This is a genomic window from Anaeromassilibacillus sp. D41t1_190614_C2, assembly GCF_015558525.1.
Taxonomy (GTDB): domain Bacteria; phylum Bacillota; class Clostridia; order Oscillospirales; family Acutalibacteraceae; genus Anaeromassilibacillus; species Anaeromassilibacillus stercoravium.
Genome location: NZ_JADMOD010000007.1, coordinates 64,377 through 79,106 on the forward strand (window position 1 = coordinate 64,377; position 14,730 = coordinate 79,106).

Sequence of the window (14,730 nt, forward strand, 5' to 3'; positions counted from 1 at the left end):
TTCCAATGCCTGTTAATCCGCATCAAATACACCGGTGGAGAGGTAACGCTCTCCGGTATCCGGCAGAAGGACAACGATCTGTTTGCCCTTGTTTTCCGGGCGCTTTGCCAGTTGCGTTGCAGCAAAGACTGCCGCGCCTGCGGAAATCCCAACCAGGAGCCCTTCCGTGCGGGCTAGTTCCTTGGCGGTCGCGTAGGCGTCTTCATTTGTTACGGTGAGAACCTCATCCAGAATATCGGTGTTGAGAATATCCGGCACAAATCCGGCGCCGATACCCTGGATTTTATGCGGGCCGGCCTTTCCCTGGCTGATGACCGGGGAAGAAGCGGGTTCCACCCCGACGATCCGGATGCCGGGATTGTGGGCTTTCAATCCTTCGCCTGCGCCGGTGATCGTTCCGCCGGTCCCAATGCCCGCGACAAAGAGATCTACCTTCCCATCCGTGTCTTCCCAGATTTCCTGGGCGGTAGTCGCCCGATGTGCAGCAGGGTTTGCCGGATTGGTAAACTGGCCGGGGATAAAGGAGTTCGGGATTTCCTTGGCAAGTTCTTCCGCTTTGGCAATCGCACCCTTCATGCCGGCCGCGCCTTCGGTGAGGACCAGCTCCGCGCCAAGGGCGGAGACCAGCCGGCGGCGTTCCAGGCTCATAGTTTCCGGCATGGTCAGGATCAGCCGGTAACCCCGTGAAGCGGCTACAAACGCAAGCCCAACGCCCGTGTTTCCGCTGGTGGGCTCGATGATCGTCGTATCCTGATTGACAAGGCCGCGTTCCTCGGCATCTTGGATCAGGGCAAAACCGACGCGGTCCTTGACGGAGGAAAGCGGGTTGAAGGATTCCACCTTCGCGATGAGCGTGGCCTCCAAAGCATGCTTCTTTTCATAGTTGGAGAGTTCCAACAGAGGGGTGTGGCCGATCAGATCGGTTAATTTTTTTGCGATTTTCATTTGCAGTCGCTCCATTCCATTCAGATTTGACAAAGAAATTTAAATTCCTATTAAAATAGTCAGGATTAATTTTTCCTTATTATATTCCATATATATGACAAAGTCAATAGGAAAAATCTAGTTTTTATTGCATTGAAATCGAAACCATAGTATAATGGTAAACAATAAAATGGCAGTAGAAAAAGGGGAAGCGCAATGAAACTTTCAACCAAGAGCCGTTATGCGCTTGAGGGCCTTTTTTATATGGCAATTGCAACCTTAGACCGGGCGGCGAGTATCAAAGAGATTGCAGCGGAAACGAAGATTTCCCCCGCCTATTTGGAACAGATCTTTTTTAAACTGAAACAGTTTGGGATTATCCGGACGGTGCGGGGCGCGCGCGGCGGCTTTCTGTTTGAGAAGCCGCTTTCGGAAATCACCGTTGGACAGATTATCCGGGCGGTGGAGGGAAGCCTTGTGCCGGTCAAATGCGTGGAGTCCCTCTCCGCATGTACCAGCAAGGTGCGGGGAACCTGCATCAGCCGCCAGGTATGGGTGGATCTCTCTGATGCGATTGCGCGGGTAGCAGACAGCCTGACACTGGAACAGCTGCGGAACGAATGGCTCGCGGAACAGAGAGGGGGGCAAGCCCTATGAAAATATCGACCCGGGGGCGTTACGGCCTGCGCGCAATGATCGATCTTGCCCTCCATGAAGATGAAGGGCGGGTGACGCTTGCGGGGATCGCCGCCAGGCAGGACCTGTCCCTCAATTATTTGGAGAGCATTTTTTCCGCGCTCAAGCGCGCTGGGTTTGTCATCGGGACGGCTGGTGCGCAAGGTGGATATTCCTTGGCACGCCCGGCGGATCAGATTTCGTTGCAGTCCATCTTGGAGGCTTTGGAGGGCGATCTGTCCGTTTTTGAGGAGGCCGACGTTGGGACGCCCATTCGCGCCTTTCTCAAACAGCATGTGTGGGACGTCATCGACCGCGAAGTGGAGAATACCTTGTATGCCACCACACTGGCGGATATGGTGAAGCGCATCCAATTGCAGGAATCGTCTGCGGAGAGTTCCGCATTATAAACAAGAGACAAAAAAGCCGCCGCCAATGCTTCTAACATTGGCGGCGGCTTTTTGTAAAATGAGACGAATTTTTAGACGCGCCAACGGAGCGCTTCTTGAAATTTTGCGGCAAAACGGTGCTCCTGCGTCCGGCGCACTTCCCGCAGCTCTGGATTGGGCTGTGTTTCCAGGAGGGTATCGACCGTCCGGTCCACCTCCAAATATTGCATAGCCTCCGGGCATTGGATCATTGGCATCCCAAAGCCGAGCGGTGTTTCCAGCAATTCAATCACCCTCGCATAGCGTTTGCCGGAAGGGGAGAAATATGCGTCAGTCTTCTTCCATCATCGCTTCACGCCGCAGCGGGCAATGCTCCAGCCGCCCGCATTCCTGCGCATATTTGCAGCTGCTGCTGGAAAATTTCCGTCCACGGTGGGGGATCAGCGTGTATGTAGCGCGGATCGAATGCTCTGCTTGTAAATACGGGCAATAGCCCGAGATGATTTTGATGGTTGTTTGTTCCATAGTGAAATCCCTCTTTCTGGAAAGAATCATACGCTCCTCAAGAAAGAATGTCAATTCCCAAATGCCCAAAGAGGCCACGGTACTAGCCGGGGCGTGCGACGCATATATATGGATGAATTCATTCGTAATGGAGGATTTCTCGTGGAAAAACGTGACAAGCACATAGAATCCGTGAAGGCATTTGTCTCTCCAGAACCATACCCGCCCATTGTGGTGGCTGGAAAAAACCGGTTATACGCCGGATTGATGCACATGAATATGTGTGCCGCACATAGTGAACTGACCGCACTGATGCAATATCTTTACCAAAGCTGGGTGATGAACGCAAACCATGCGGAGGCAGCCCAGGACTTACAGCGGATCGCCATGGTGGAGATGCATCACCTGAATATTTTTGCGCAGCTCGTCCAGCAGTTGGGCGGGGATCCGGTTTATGCCGTTTCGTTCCGGCGGCGCAGGCGGGTCTGGGATGGAATGATGGTTTCCCCATGCAAAAACTTTTTCCATATGATGCAGAACAACCTGCTCGCGGAGCAGGAGACAATCGACCGCTACCGGCGGCAAGCCGCAATGGTACAGGATGCCTCGCTCGCCGCGGTTTTGCTGCGCATCGTCGAGGATGAAAAGGTACATGTAAAGATTTTTCGGTCGTATTTGGATGTGTTGATTCAATAGGAAACATCCCGCGGAAGGCCAAGAGGCGTTTCGCGGGATGTCTTCGTTTATTCAGCCGGCTGCTTTTTGGAGAGATTTTCTGCGCACTGCTTCAGCTCGGTTTCGGTGCTTGCCCCCACGCCGGTCTGCATGATGCACTCCTGCACAAAGAAGGGCTGTGCGGAGAAGAATTTCTTCATCTGTGGATTGTTCAAAGCGGCGTTTGCCTTGTCTTCCGGCATTTGATTCACCTCCTGTCTGTCCGCTTTTTCCTGGGATTCGCATCCATACGTATTACACAGACGAATCCCAGAGAATCAAAGCGCACGATTATTCTTTGCAGGTTTTTCTGAAATACAGAAGGGAATATTTTGTTTTACAAAATTTGCTTGCAGATTGCCGCCGTATCTGGATATAATGAATGGGAGAAAGGACAAACAGGGAGGAAGAGCGATGAGTACAGCCGATCTGGTTCAGGCGCAGCGCGCCTTTTTCGACCATGGGAGGACAAAGAACCTTGCATTCCGCGCCGTGGCCTTGGAGCGATTGGAGCGCGAAATTCGCGCGCGGGAACATCGGCTATTGCGCGCTTTGCGGCAGGATCTGGGAAAATCCAATATGGAAGCCTACATGACCGAGATAGGCCTCACATGCAGCGAGCTGCGCTATATCGCTGCGCACATCCACCGATGGGCGGCCAAAAAGTGGGTCCCGACGCCTCTGAGCCAGTTTCCGTCCAGAAGCTTCTGCCAGGCAGAGCCCTACGGGGTGGTTTTGGTGATGGCGCCTTGGAATTACCCGTTTTTATTGAGCATGGAGCCGCTCATCGGCGCGTTGGCCGCAGGGAATACGGTCGTTCTCAAGCCTTCTGCCTATGCGCCCCATATGGCCAAAGAGCTAGAAGAGCTGCTTGGGGCTTGCTTCCCGCCGGAATATGTGGCGGTGGTGCAGGGCGGCAGGGAGGCCAACACGGAACTCTTGGAGCAGCGGTTTGACTATATCTTCTTTACCGGAAGCGTGGCGGTGGGAAAGCTTGTGATGGAGCGGGCTGCGGCGCACCTGACGCCGGTTACATTGGAATTGGGCGGGAAAAGCCCTTGCATCGTAGACCGGACAGCCAATGTGAAGCTGGCGGCAAAGCGGATTGTATTCGGGAAATTCCTCAATGCCGGCCAGACCTGTGTTGCACCGGATTACCTGCTGGTGCATCGGGAAGTGAAAAATACGCTGGTCGCGTATATGCGGAGGTATCTTCAGTTGTTCTATGGGAAAAAACCGCTGGAAAATCCCGATTATCCCAAGATTATCAATGAAAAGCACTTCCTGCGCCTGAAAGGGCTCATGGAAAACCAGCATATCCTGGTGGGCGGCGACGACAACGGGACCGATAAGATCGCCCCGACGCTGCTGGACGCCGTTTCCCCCGATGCGCCGGTGATGCAGGAGGAAATCTTCGGCCCGATCCTTCCCATTTTGACGTATGCAACGTTAGAGGAAGCGATCCGCTTTGTAAAAGCGCGCGAGAAGCCCCTGGCGCTCTATCTCTTTACCACGGACCGCACAACGGAAAAGCGCGTGTTGCAGGAAGTCTCGTTTGGCGGCGGCTGTGTCAACGACACGGTGGTGCACCTCGCCACGCCGTACATGGCATTTGGCGGCGTCGGCAAAAGCGGGATGGGGAGCTACCATGGCAAAAAGAGCTTCGATACGTTCAGCCATTATAAAAGCATTTTGAAGAATTCCAGCTTTCTGGATATGCCTGTGCGGTATCCTCCGGCCACTGCGAGAAAGGAACAGCTCCTGCGTTGGTTTTTGCGGTAAGCCGGTTTTCCGTTTAACAGCATAGAACGAAACAAAATGAAACCGTTGCAAAAGAAAAGCGCAGCAGCAATCCGCACAAAAATGCGGCAGCACTCAGAAGAATCGGCCCTCAAATGAAGCTGTTTTGGCTTCGTTCGGGGCCGATTTTTGTGCATGATTGGGGAGTATGGGCTATTTAGCAACCGCCCTTCCTTCGTTATAAATGAAATCGCAGATATTACACGCGCACAAGGTTGAGCAGGACCTCCACCATTTTGTCCATGCTTTGGACCGGGATATACTCGAACCGGCCGTGGAAATTGTGCCCGCCGGTGGATAGGTTGGGGCAGGGCAGCCCCATAAATGAGAGGCGCGCACCGTCCGTGCCGCCGCGGATCGGTACGACCAGGGGCTCTACCCCGGCGTCCCGCATCGCCTGCTCCGCGTCTTCAATCAGGAACATGTGGGGCGCAATCTGCTGCTTCATGTTGTAATAGGTGTCTGTCAGGTTGAGGACAACCGTCCCCGCACCGTATTTGTCGTTGAGATAGTCCGCGATCTTTTGGAAGCGCGCTTTTTTGGCTTCAAATTTTTCCATATCGTGGTCGCGGATGATATAGTGCAGGCTTGCCTGCTCTTCATGGCCCTGGATGCCCTCCAGGTGGCTGAACCCTTCATACCCTTCGGTAAAGGCCGGGTTTTCAAAAACCGGAAGCATGGAATGGAATTCCATTGCGATCAAGATGGCATTTTTCATTTTGCCCTTTGCCGTGCCCGGATGGACGCTCACCCCGTTGATGGTAATCTTGGCGTCCGCCGCGTTGAAGTTCTCATATTCGATCTCGCCGAGCTTGCCGCCGTCCACCGTATAGGCGTACTGCGCCCCAAAGCCCTTGACATCGAAGCGATCCGCGCCGCGGCCCGTCTCCTCGTCCGGCGTGATGCCGACTTTGACGGTCCCGTGAGGAATGTTCTCCGCAACCAGGCGTTCCAGTGCGGTGAAAATTTCCGCAATGCCCGCTTTATCGTCCGAGCCGAGCAGCGTCGTGCCGTCGGTCACGATCAGATCCTGGCCTTTGTAATCCAGAAGGCTTTCAAATTCCGCAGGGCGCATGACGATATTCTTTTCCGCGTTGAGGACAATATCCCCGCCGTCGTAGTTCTCGACGATGCGCGCACGCACATTCTCACCGCTGGCAGCGGGAGCGGTGTCCATATGCGCGATCAATCCCAGAACCGGGCGGTCGGTTTCACAGTTGGCCGGCAAGGTCCCGTAGACATAGCCGCATTCGTCCATGTGGGCGTCGGCCAGCCCCAGGCCGCGCAGCTCCTCCGCAAGCGCAGCGCCCAGGACTTTTTGACGGTCCGTTGTAGGGCATTTGTCCTCCGGCGCATTTTCGTCGGAGGTGGTATGGTAACGTACATATTGCAGCAATCGCTCGTAAGCTCGCATTTTATAGATCCCCTTTCGGTGAAAAATCCTTTTTCCTCATCATACGCCAAAATTCTCTAAAGTGCAATGTGGTTTTCACAAGAAGCGCCCTCACAAACATGCAGCTCGGTTCCGTAATGCTCGCTGGAAAAACCATTGTCGAAGAAGATGGAGAAAAAGGGCGTCATTTTGTTGTAAATTTCGGTGTCGGTTGGCTTGGGCAGGCCGAGAAGCATTTGGAGAAATTCCGGTGTGACCGACCCGGAAACGATCTTGCCGAACGCCCAATCGGTTTGCTTGTAATTGCCGTATTGCAGCGCAAGCGCGATCCACTCTGTTTCTTCGTTCCAGCAGTGGATTTCAAAGGAAGCGGCGGTTTTGGCATACTGCTCCACGAGGGCTTTCCACCGCTGGTTGTCCGGTTCGGTGGCGTCCAGGGCGAGGATTTCTATGGCCTTCATCTCTGTGCATCCCCCTGTTCTAGCGCGGCTTTGCGTTCCACGCCTTTGCTTGGCCCGAGCAAATCGCTCCACGCTGCGTGAAGCTGTTCCACGGCGGGGGCGATGTCCTCCAAGGGGATACCTGCAAAGCCCAACGTTACGCTGCCCGGCTCGGTTTCTGCAATCACACGGACCCCGCGCTGTATTGCCCGGCGGCAGAGGTCCTCCGAGGGTGTATTGCAAGGCAGGTACAAGGTCAGCCGGAGGGCCGTTTCCTGCAAGAAGAGGCGGCAGCGCCGTCCAAAGGCGCTTCGGACGGAACGGCTCAGTTCCGCGCTTTTCGCGGCGTAGAGCTTGCGCAAGCGGCGCAGATGGCGCTCCAACTGGCCGCTTTTGACATAGTTGCTTAGGGCGAGCTGTTCCACTTTTGAAGCCGTTTGGTTGTAGCTTTTGGCGCGGGAACGGTAATCCGCGAGCAGTGCCGGTGGCAGCGCCATATAGCCGATACGCACAGAGGGGAGCAGCAGTTTGGAAAAAGAACCGATGTAGGCCACCAGTTCCCCGTCCGCAATCCCCTGCATCGCAGGGATGGGCCGGGCATTGTAACGCAGTTCCCCGTTGTAGTCGTCTTCAATCACGAGGGATTGATGCGCTTTCGCCCATTCCAACAGGGCAAACCGGCGGCTCATCGGCATGGCGGTGCCGCTTGAAACGCTGTGGGATGGGCGCACCAATACCGCCCGGACGCCGCTCGCCTCCAGAGCGTCCATCCGGATGCCGTCCCGGTCGGTGGGCAGGCGCAAAACCGTAAAGCCGCAGTCCGCAAAAACGCGCTCCGCCTGCGGGAATCCGCGCTCGTCGATCGCGACGGTCTTTTCGGGAAGAAGGCCGCACAGCAGGTACAGGAGCGGCTGGGTGCCCGCGCCGACCACGATCTGTTCCGGGCTGGCTTTTACACCGCGGACGCCGTAGCAATAGGAGGAGAGCGCTTCCCGCAGGGCGGGTTCCCCCTGGGGATCGCCATAGGAGGTGAGCACCTCCTGCTGGGTGAGGACGTCGCGGATATGGCGGCGCCAGATTTTGATGTCGATGCACCCGCTGTCCACCGAATCGCTGCCGAAATTGTAGCGGACGTTGGGGCCTGGACGTTCCGCTTGCACGATCGTCTGGGGAGGCTCCAAATGGCTGGAGCGCTCCGGCCGGATGGCCCCGGCCTCTACGAAAAAGCCACTCTGCGGACGCGCGCGTACATACCCTTCGACGCAGAGCTGCTGATAGGCCATTTCCACCGTGGTGCGGCTCAGGCGTAAATCTTCGGAGAGCTTGCGGATGGAGGGGAGCTTTTCGTTCGTTGTGAGATGCCCCCGCTCGATGGATCTGCGCAGCGATTCATAGAGTTGCTGGTACAAAGGAGTATCGGATGCGGGATTGAGCATAAGAAAATCGTATGTCATGGAAATTCCTCTTCAAACTGTACTGGTCAATTTTTTATAAACTTTATATTTTAGTATGAACACTTTTACGCTATGATTATACCACAAACGAGCAAAGATGCAAGACGCTTTGCGGAAGATGTCTGGAGGGGAAGACCATGAAACTCAATTTAAACGAACGCAACACCAGCGTCAATCTGGCGCTCACCGGTCTGATGGCGGCGTTGGTCCTGGTGGCGACCATGTTCTTCAAGGTGGAGATCCCAGTGGGAACCGATAAGACCATGATCGGCTTTGCAAATGTATTTTGTATTTTGTCCGGCCTGTTGTTGGGCCCGGTTTACGGCGGCCTTGCAGCGGGGATCGGTTCTTGTATTTTTGACCTGATGGGCGGATGGGCGGACAGCGCGCCGACGACCCTGATCTTCAAATTTATGATGGCGTTTGTATGCGGATTGATCGCATGGGGCGGCGACCGGACCGCAAGAAAGCTCTCCCGCGTGATTGTGGGTGCGGTGAGCGGTTCCCTGTGCTACTGCGTGCTGTATTTGGGATACTCGTTCCTGAAGCTGATCCTGGTGGGTTCCGCGCCGGAGGCTGCGGCCATCGCCATGGTGACGAAGCTGGCAGCGACGCTGACCAATGCCATTGTGGCGGACGTGATCGCGGTGCCGTTCTTCTTTGCCATCCGCAAAGCTTTGGAGCGGGCGCATTTGCCTGTTGGCGGTCCGCGCCGGGCATAAAATGTTGAACGATCTTGAATAGACAGACAGCCGGTTGTATTGCGTTTGTGCATACAACCGGCTGTTGTTGCTTTCAGGCGGCTGGGCGTGTTATGTGGCAAAAACGCCCAGCCGTTTTAAAATGGTCACGCCGTCGCGCAGCCCCTTTTGATAGAGGTGGCGTTCCTGGTGTCCGGAGACGTCCAGCAGGAGGGAGAAGCATTCTTCGGCGAACTCTTTTTCGTCTGCGGCAAACATGGAATCGCAGTCGCGGTGCATCCGTTCCAGCTTTTCGGCCAACAGCGCGTATTGTGCGGTAGCGTGGAAGTCGTCAACGGCGCGTTGCAGGAGTTCATCCAGGAAAACGTCAAAGATTTCTTGTTCCGTCATGTACAGGTTCCTTTCTCTGTGAATTCCAACAACGCTTGAAAGGAATCACCGCGCATGGTATACTATTTACGCAGCAATCCGCTTTCGCGGTTGTTGGTTTTGGGGGAAGCGGCTTCGACTTAGAGAGGGGAGGCCGTTTCCTTTCATTTTTTGAGGCCGGAATACTTTTCGTGGATAGCCCTGCGGACAAATTCAGAACGGTTTGTACGCTCTACTTTACAACATTCGTCCAATTCAGTTAATGTTTCTTTGTCCATCTTGACACGCAGCATAAATGTTTTTGGGCTATCCGTAGGGCGGCCTAGTTTTTTACCTGGCACTTGAAGAAATACACCTCCTTTTCGTAGCACCATAATCATATTATAAATTTCGTAGCAACGTAAGTCAAAGAAAATGGAAAAAGTTGGGTGTGAAAAATCTTGACATCTTGTAGAGCTGCTGGAAATGTTAAGGTACAGAAGCATGCTTTTTCTATCGTTTTCACCATTTGTGGCGTTCCATCCTCAGAATACGCAGAAAATCCGGAAAATCCCTTGTGGAACTGCCTGTCAGAATGCTATAATAATCTTTATGAATTTCGACCTTAAAAAAGGGGATCTCCCCTGGAATGGAGCTTTCTAGGATGAAGGATACAGAAAAAAAACCTAAAAGACTTCATAGCGACATTGTGCGGGACAGCATCAACACCTTTGGCACCAACGTCATTGGTTCCCTGCTGTCCATCATCTCGGCCTTTTTTGTGCTGGGTGTGTTGGACCCGGCGGTCAAGGGGCAATATAATCAGGTACAGCTGGTCGGCAACGGGCTGTTTACGCTGTTTGGATTTAGCATCAATGCCGCGATGATCTATTTTGTCTCCCGCTATAAGATCAAGAACACCAAAAAAGCGATTGCAAAGTTGACTGTGGCGATGTCTGCCCTGATTTTGGCGGCGGGCGCCGTTGCCGTGCTGTTTATGAAGGAAATCTTTTTCTCCGGCAGTACGGCCTTCTATTGCTGGGCGGCGGTCGTGTATGGCTTGTTCTCCTTTTTAATGAATGTTTGCCTGGCGATTTTGCGCGGGGAAAACAAATTTAAAATGTTTAATACGATCAACCTTTTGCAAAAGGTGTTGTTGACCGCGTTCATGTTCTCCATGCTTGTATGGCCAAGTGCCATGCTGCTGGTTACCTCCATGATCGGCATCCAGGTGCTGATGATCCTCTTCGCCATGTATGGCATCAAGCGCTGGAATGGAAAGGAACCGGACCCCGCGCCGGAAGACGACCACTCGGTGCAGACGGGCGCGATGTTCCGCTATAGCTTAAAGTCGCATGTCTCGAATGTGATGACCTATATCAATTCGTATTTGGGATCGTACATTGTAAACGCCGTGTATTCCCTTTCGACCTTCGGCATTTACAATGCGGCTGTCACCATGATGCAGCAGGTGTGGCTGCTGCCCGACGCGGTGAGCCAGGTCATTATGAGCCGGATTGCAGCCATGCATGAAAAGGACGATAAAGTCCGTTTGACCTTGATGTCCTGTAAAGTGGTCACCTATATCACCATTGTTTGTGCGGTGCTGTTGGTGTTGGTGGCGCAGGTGTTTGTGCCGATTGTGTTCCCGAAGTACGTGGAGGCCATTGCGCCTCTGCGGTATTTGATTATCGGTTCGATTTTTATCTGCTATGCAAAGGTGTTGGCCAATTCCATCGCCGCCTATGGCAAGCCGGAATTGAACATTTTGCCGACCATCATCGGGATTATAGTCAATTTGAGCTTGTCGTTTGTTCTGATTCCGCCGATGGGCGTCAACGGCATTGCGCTGGCGACCTCCGCCTCGCTGACCGCGCAGGGGTTCACCTCCATGGTGATTTTCTGCCTGTTTACACATACCCCGTTCTATCGCCTTCTGATTCCGAACGGGGAAGAGATCCGCTCTGTCAAACAGATCTTTAAAAAATAATTTGTGAATTCAAGGAGAGAGCATCCATGAAAAAATACCTTTCTCTGTTGCTTGCGCTGCTGGTGGCGCTCTCGTGTACGTCTCTGGCGTTTGCGGCCGAAGAGGATGAAGAAGAGATTTCGCCGGAGATGAAGGAGCTCGGTGAATATATCATGAACCACCAGGCCGAGGCGTTTGACCTGGCGGTCGAGGGATATACCTGCCAGTCGGAAAAGGTGGAAGCCGAACTGCTCACGGACGGCACGGTGAACGTCACGGAATATTGGACGTATTCCTGCCGGAACTTTGAGAAGATGACAAAGTTTGAGCGCACGCTCGCCAAATCCGAAGACTATGAGATTTCGGATATCCGCGTGGTGATGGGCTCGGAGGAGCTGGAGCGCTTCAACAGCTACGAGGAGATTCAGGCGGCGACAGAAAGCGAAGGGGAAAAATACCCGGAGCGGAAGTACACGCTGGATGAAACCGACACGGGCTATGAGATCAACGCATATTTGAAAAACTGGAATGCCACCACGACGATCAAGGTGCTCTATACCGTAAAGGGCGCCGTGCAGTTCCACAACGATATTATGGAATTCAATTGGGAGCTGATTGGGGAGGACATCCCCTATGAAGCAGGGCTGTTGACCGGATACGTGATTCTGCCCTATGGAGCGCAGCGCGATGAGGTCAAAGCCTGGACGTACGACCAGGAGGACTATGAGCTGGTCATCGAAAGCGGCGAGCTGGTGGGTCTGACGGTCAATGAGGTCCCGGCCAACCATGCGGTAGACATCCGCGTGACCGCGCCGCTGTATTTGTTCCCCGATGCCGCGGACGCCTATAAGACCGGCCAGGATGCCTATATGCAGATTTTGCAGGAGGAAAACGACCCCGACCAGGACCCGGCATATACGGCGCGGGAGGCGCGGAAGGACCAGATCATCCGCATTGCGGCCCCGGTCGTATTGATCGGCGGCGCTGCCTTGATTTTGATTGTTTCCCGCATCCGCAGAAAGAAGAAGGCGTAAGGGAGGCCAAACGATGCAGAAGAAAACGCCTGCAAAAGCGCAGAAAGTAAAGCTGGCTCTCCGCGCAGCGTTCCCGATGACCATCCCCGTGATGGTGGGTTATCTGTTCTTGGGGGCAGCTTTTGGCATTCTGCTGGAGAGCAAAGGCTATGGCTTCGGGTGGGCCGCCTTGATGAGCGTGATTGTCTATGCGGGCTCGATGCAATTTGTGGCGGTCGATCTGTTGGCGACGGGAGCGGGCTTTTTGCAGGTGGCGTTGATGACCTTGATGGTCAATATCCGCCATGTGTTTTATGGCCTCTCCCTGTTGGGGAAATTTCAAAATTTTGGCGCGAAAAAGCCCTATATGATCTTTTCCCTGTCCGATGAGACGTTTTCTCTGCTTTGCAGCGCAGAGCCGCCCAAAGACGTAGACCGCAGTTGGTTTTTCTTTTTTATCGCCTTGTTGGACCAACTTTACTGGATTGTCGGTTCTGTCGTCGGAGGGCTGCTGGGTTCCTCCTTTTCGTTCAATACACAGGGCATTGATTTTGCGATGACTGCGCTCTTCGTGGTGATTTTTGTCAACCAGTGGCGTGAAACAAAAAGCCATGCGCCGGCCTTGGCGGGATTGGCATGCTCCGTTGTTTGCCTTCTCCTTTTTGGAGCGGATAATTTTATTCTGCCGGCGCTCATCAGTATGGTCGTGTTGCTGACCGTCGTTCGGAAACGGTTGGATCGACCGGAGGAGGAGGCTACAACATGACTGGGGCAATTCGTGCGCTGCTTGTGATTGCGTTAATTGCGCTTGTTACATTTTTCACAAGGCTTCTTCCCTTTGTCCTGTTCCCGGAGGGAAAGGAAACGCCGCCATATGTGCGTTATTTGGGGAAAGTTTTGCCTTTTGCAATCATTGCCATGCTTGTAGTATACTGTTTAAAGGGAACGAGCCTTCTGACGTGGCCATACGGCTTGCCGGAGCTGATTGCGGTGGCGGCTGTTGTGGCGTTGCATGTGTGGAAGAAGAACACCTTGTTGAGCATTGGCGTGGGAACCGTGTTGTATATGGTATTGGTGCAGTTTGTTTTTGCTACATAAGGGCTTCCGCCCCGGATGGGCGGGGAAAATTGAAAAGGATTGTGGGGGAGATCGGAATGATGGCCACCGAAAAGCTGTATGTGCAGATGCTGGGGGATTTTTCCATCCGGCGTGGCGACCGGGAAGTGGTGAAAAAAGGGAACCGCTCCAAAAAGATTTGGCACTTGATTGGCATCCTTTTGACGAATCGAGGGCAAAGGCTGGCTCAGGAAAAATTGATCCAGTTGCTATGGCGTGAGGGGGATGAATGCATTGACCCAGCCAACTCCCTAAAAAATTTGGTCTATCGCGCGCGGATGCTCTTGGACGATTTGGTGCTGGAAGATGAAGTGTGCGAAGAGGGAATGGAGTTTATCCGTTTTTCCGAAGGGGCATATATGTGGAACGAAGATATCCCGTGTGAAATCGACACGGAAGTGATGCCCCTTCTGGCAAAGCGCGGTTCGGATGAAGACCAGGCAATTGAAAGCCGGATTGCCTGCTACTCCCAGGCGGTAGAGCTGTACAACGGGGAATTCCTGCCGAATTTGGGGGAGGACGAGTGGATTTTTGCAAAGCGCGCACAGTATGAAAGCCTTTATGTCAGCTGTGTGTTGACCTTATGCCGCCTTTTGAATCAGTCGGAGCAATATGGGAATGTTATTTCAGTTTGCGAGCGTGCGGTGCGGTTTTGCCCTTATCAGGAAGATATCCATCATATCTTACTGAAGGCCTATCTGCGCACGGGGCAGTATGCCCAGGCGTTGGTACACTACGAGCACATTTCCGAATCCTTTAACCGGGAGCTGGGCATGGGGCTTTCGAATTCGATCCGCAATCTGCACCGCGAGATTATCCAAGGGCTCAATATGGTCGAAATTGATATGAATCAGATCAAGGAGGATATTCTTGCGGAGGAGACATCCGGCTCGACGCCGTTTTTTTGTGAGTATACGGTGTTCCGTGAGATCTGCCGGGTGCAGATGCGCGCCCGGGAGCGTTACAACCAGAGCGAGATTTTGATCCTGCTTACGGCGACGGACAAGAACGGGGAAATCCCGCCGTTGGAAAAGTTAAAAAATATTATGACCATCTTAAAGGAAGCGATTTCTGAGACGCTGCGCCGGAACGATATTGTCGCGCGGTATAGCCCTTCCCAGTTCATCTTGGGCCTGTTGGTGGCCGAGGAAGAGAACGGGCAATTGGTAGCCAACCGCATCCGGAATGCGTTTGAGGCGAAATGCCGCCGGAAAGGTGAGATTTATCTAAAAGAACAGATGATTAGCCTGCGTGCTGAGGATTCGCAGAACTGACAACCGCAGCCGAATC

Annotated in this window: 19 protein-coding genes; 10 read left to right on the plus strand and 9 right to left on the minus strand. The window is 53.6% G+C overall.

Annotated features, from left to right (window positions below):
- Positions 1-12 precede the first annotated feature (12 nt).
- On the minus strand, positions 13-945 hold the full coding sequence (gene cysK, locus I2G69_RS07280; protein ID WP_195560508.1) for a cysteine synthase A: 933 nt from the start codon (positions 943-945) through the stop codon (positions 13-15).
- Between the two features lie 195 nt (positions 946-1,140).
- Here cysK and I2G69_RS07285 point away from each other — a divergent pair, with 195 nt between their 5' ends.
- Together I2G69_RS07285 and I2G69_RS07290 are read left to right on the plus strand one after the other, a co-directional pair.
- Positions 1,141-1,581 carry an RrF2 family transcriptional regulator gene (locus I2G69_RS07285; protein WP_191406042.1) on the plus strand — a complete coding sequence of 147 codons (441 nt, stop codon included), beginning with the start codon at positions 1,141-1,143 and terminating at the stop codon, positions 1,579-1,581.
- On the plus strand, positions 1,578-2,009 hold the full coding sequence (locus I2G69_RS07290) for an RrF2 family transcriptional regulator (RefSeq protein WP_191521399.1): 432 nt from the start codon (positions 1,578-1,580) through the stop codon (positions 2,007-2,009). Before I2G69_RS07285 ends, I2G69_RS07290 begins: the two co-directional genes overlap by 4 nt.
- Before the next feature lie 71 nt (positions 2,010-2,080).
- On the opposite strand, the gene I2G69_RS07295 is transcribed toward I2G69_RS07290, so the two are convergent.
- Both I2G69_RS07295 and I2G69_RS07300 read right to left on the minus strand, forming a co-directional pair.
- A complete protein-coding gene (locus I2G69_RS07295) occupies positions 2,081-2,272 on the minus strand; it encodes a hypothetical protein (RefSeq protein ID WP_087234787.1) in 192 nt (63 codons plus the stop codon).
- A 46-nt stretch (positions 2,273-2,318) separates the two neighbouring features.
- The gene (locus tag I2G69_RS07300) at positions 2,319-2,513 is read right to left on the minus strand and encodes a hypothetical protein (protein WP_191395615.1); all 195 of its coding nucleotides are present in this window, start codon (positions 2,511-2,513) and stop codon (positions 2,319-2,321) included.
- A 141-nt stretch (positions 2,514-2,654) separates the two neighbouring features.
- Here I2G69_RS07300 and I2G69_RS07305 point away from each other — a divergent pair, with 141 nt between their 5' ends.
- Entirely contained in the window at positions 2,655-3,188 is a 534-nt protein-coding gene (locus tag I2G69_RS07305; protein ID WP_191521401.1) for a ferritin-like domain-containing protein, read from the plus strand.
- A 47-nt stretch (positions 3,189-3,235) separates the two neighbouring features.
- Here I2G69_RS07305 and I2G69_RS07310 read toward each other — a convergent pair whose 3' ends face one another.
- Positions 3,236-3,409, minus strand: coding sequence for a hypothetical protein (locus I2G69_RS07310; protein ID WP_172749745.1), 174 nt, complete (start codon positions 3,407-3,409; stop codon positions 3,236-3,238).
- Between the two features lie 211 nt (positions 3,410-3,620).
- Between I2G69_RS07310 and I2G69_RS07315 the strand changes: the two genes are divergently transcribed.
- Positions 3,621-4,988, plus strand: a complete 1,368-nt coding sequence (locus tag I2G69_RS07315; protein ID WP_195560509.1) for an aldehyde dehydrogenase — start codon at positions 3,621-3,623, stop codon at positions 4,986-4,988.
- A gap of 217 nt (positions 4,989-5,205) precedes the next feature.
- Here I2G69_RS07315 and pepT read toward each other — a convergent pair whose 3' ends face one another.
- From pepT to pdxR, 3 genes are read right to left on the minus strand one after another with little or no spacing between them, the layout of a single operon-like run.
- Positions 5,206-6,420 (minus strand): peptidase T, encoded by a 1,215-nt coding sequence (pepT, locus tag I2G69_RS07320; RefSeq protein WP_195560510.1) that lies wholly within the window; start codon positions 6,418-6,420, stop codon positions 5,206-5,208.
- A 56-nt stretch (positions 6,421-6,476) separates the two neighbouring features.
- The gene (locus I2G69_RS07325; protein ID WP_191521403.1) at positions 6,477-6,860 is read right to left on the minus strand and encodes a hypothetical protein; all 384 of its coding nucleotides are present in this window, start codon (positions 6,858-6,860) and stop codon (positions 6,477-6,479) included.
- Entirely contained in the window at positions 6,857-8,293 is a 1,437-nt protein-coding gene (gene pdxR, locus I2G69_RS07330; protein ID WP_195560511.1) for a MocR-like pyridoxine biosynthesis transcription factor PdxR, read from the minus strand. Before pdxR ends, I2G69_RS07325 begins: the two co-directional genes overlap by 4 nt.
- A 137-nt stretch (positions 8,294-8,430) precedes the next feature.
- Here pdxR and I2G69_RS07335 point away from each other — a divergent pair, with 137 nt between their 5' ends.
- On the plus strand, positions 8,431-9,015 hold the full coding sequence (locus I2G69_RS07335; RefSeq protein ID WP_087234780.1) for an ECF transporter S component: 585 nt from the start codon (positions 8,431-8,433) through the stop codon (positions 9,013-9,015).
- Positions 9,016-9,105: 90 nt separating this feature from the next.
- On the opposite strand, the gene I2G69_RS07340 is transcribed toward I2G69_RS07335, so the two are convergent.
- Positions 9,106-9,384, minus strand: coding sequence for a hypothetical protein (locus I2G69_RS07340; protein WP_087234779.1), 279 nt, complete (start codon positions 9,382-9,384; stop codon positions 9,106-9,108).
- A 143-nt stretch (positions 9,385-9,527) separates the two neighbouring features.
- Complete coding sequence (locus tag I2G69_RS14435; protein WP_330608928.1) at positions 9,528-9,848, minus strand: ribbon-helix-helix domain-containing protein; 321 nt, start codon at positions 9,846-9,848, stop codon at positions 9,528-9,530.
- Positions 9,849-10,006: 158 nt separating this feature from the next.
- Between I2G69_RS14435 and I2G69_RS07350 the strand changes: the two genes are divergently transcribed.
- Genes I2G69_RS07350 through I2G69_RS07370 form a run of 5 tightly spaced genes read left to right on the plus strand, consistent with a single transcriptional unit; the run spans position 10,007 to position 14,714 of the window.
- Entirely contained in the window at positions 10,007-11,332 is a 1,326-nt protein-coding gene (locus tag I2G69_RS07350) for a lipopolysaccharide biosynthesis protein (protein WP_191405319.1), read from the plus strand.
- Positions 11,333-11,358: 26 nt separating this feature from the next.
- Positions 11,359-12,345: a DUF2207 domain-containing protein gene (locus I2G69_RS07355; RefSeq protein ID WP_191395607.1), complete on the plus strand. Its 987-nt coding sequence runs from the start codon at positions 11,359-11,361 to the stop codon at positions 12,343-12,345.
- A 13-nt stretch (positions 12,346-12,358) separates the two neighbouring features.
- Positions 12,359-13,090 carry an AzlC family ABC transporter permease gene (locus I2G69_RS07360; protein WP_195560512.1) on the plus strand — a complete coding sequence of 244 codons (732 nt, stop codon included), beginning with the start codon at positions 12,359-12,361 and terminating at the stop codon, positions 13,088-13,090.
- Positions 13,087-13,422, plus strand: coding sequence for a branched-chain amino acid transporter permease (locus tag I2G69_RS07365; RefSeq protein ID WP_087234774.1), 336 nt, complete (start codon positions 13,087-13,089; stop codon positions 13,420-13,422). The genes I2G69_RS07360 and I2G69_RS07365 overlap by 4 nt, the downstream gene beginning before the upstream one ends.
- A 56-nt stretch (positions 13,423-13,478) precedes the next feature.
- Positions 13,479-14,714, plus strand: coding sequence for a BTAD domain-containing putative transcriptional regulator (locus I2G69_RS07370; RefSeq protein WP_195560513.1), 1,236 nt, complete (start codon positions 13,479-13,481; stop codon positions 14,712-14,714).
- The last annotated feature ends 16 nt before the right edge of the window (positions 14,715-14,730 follow it).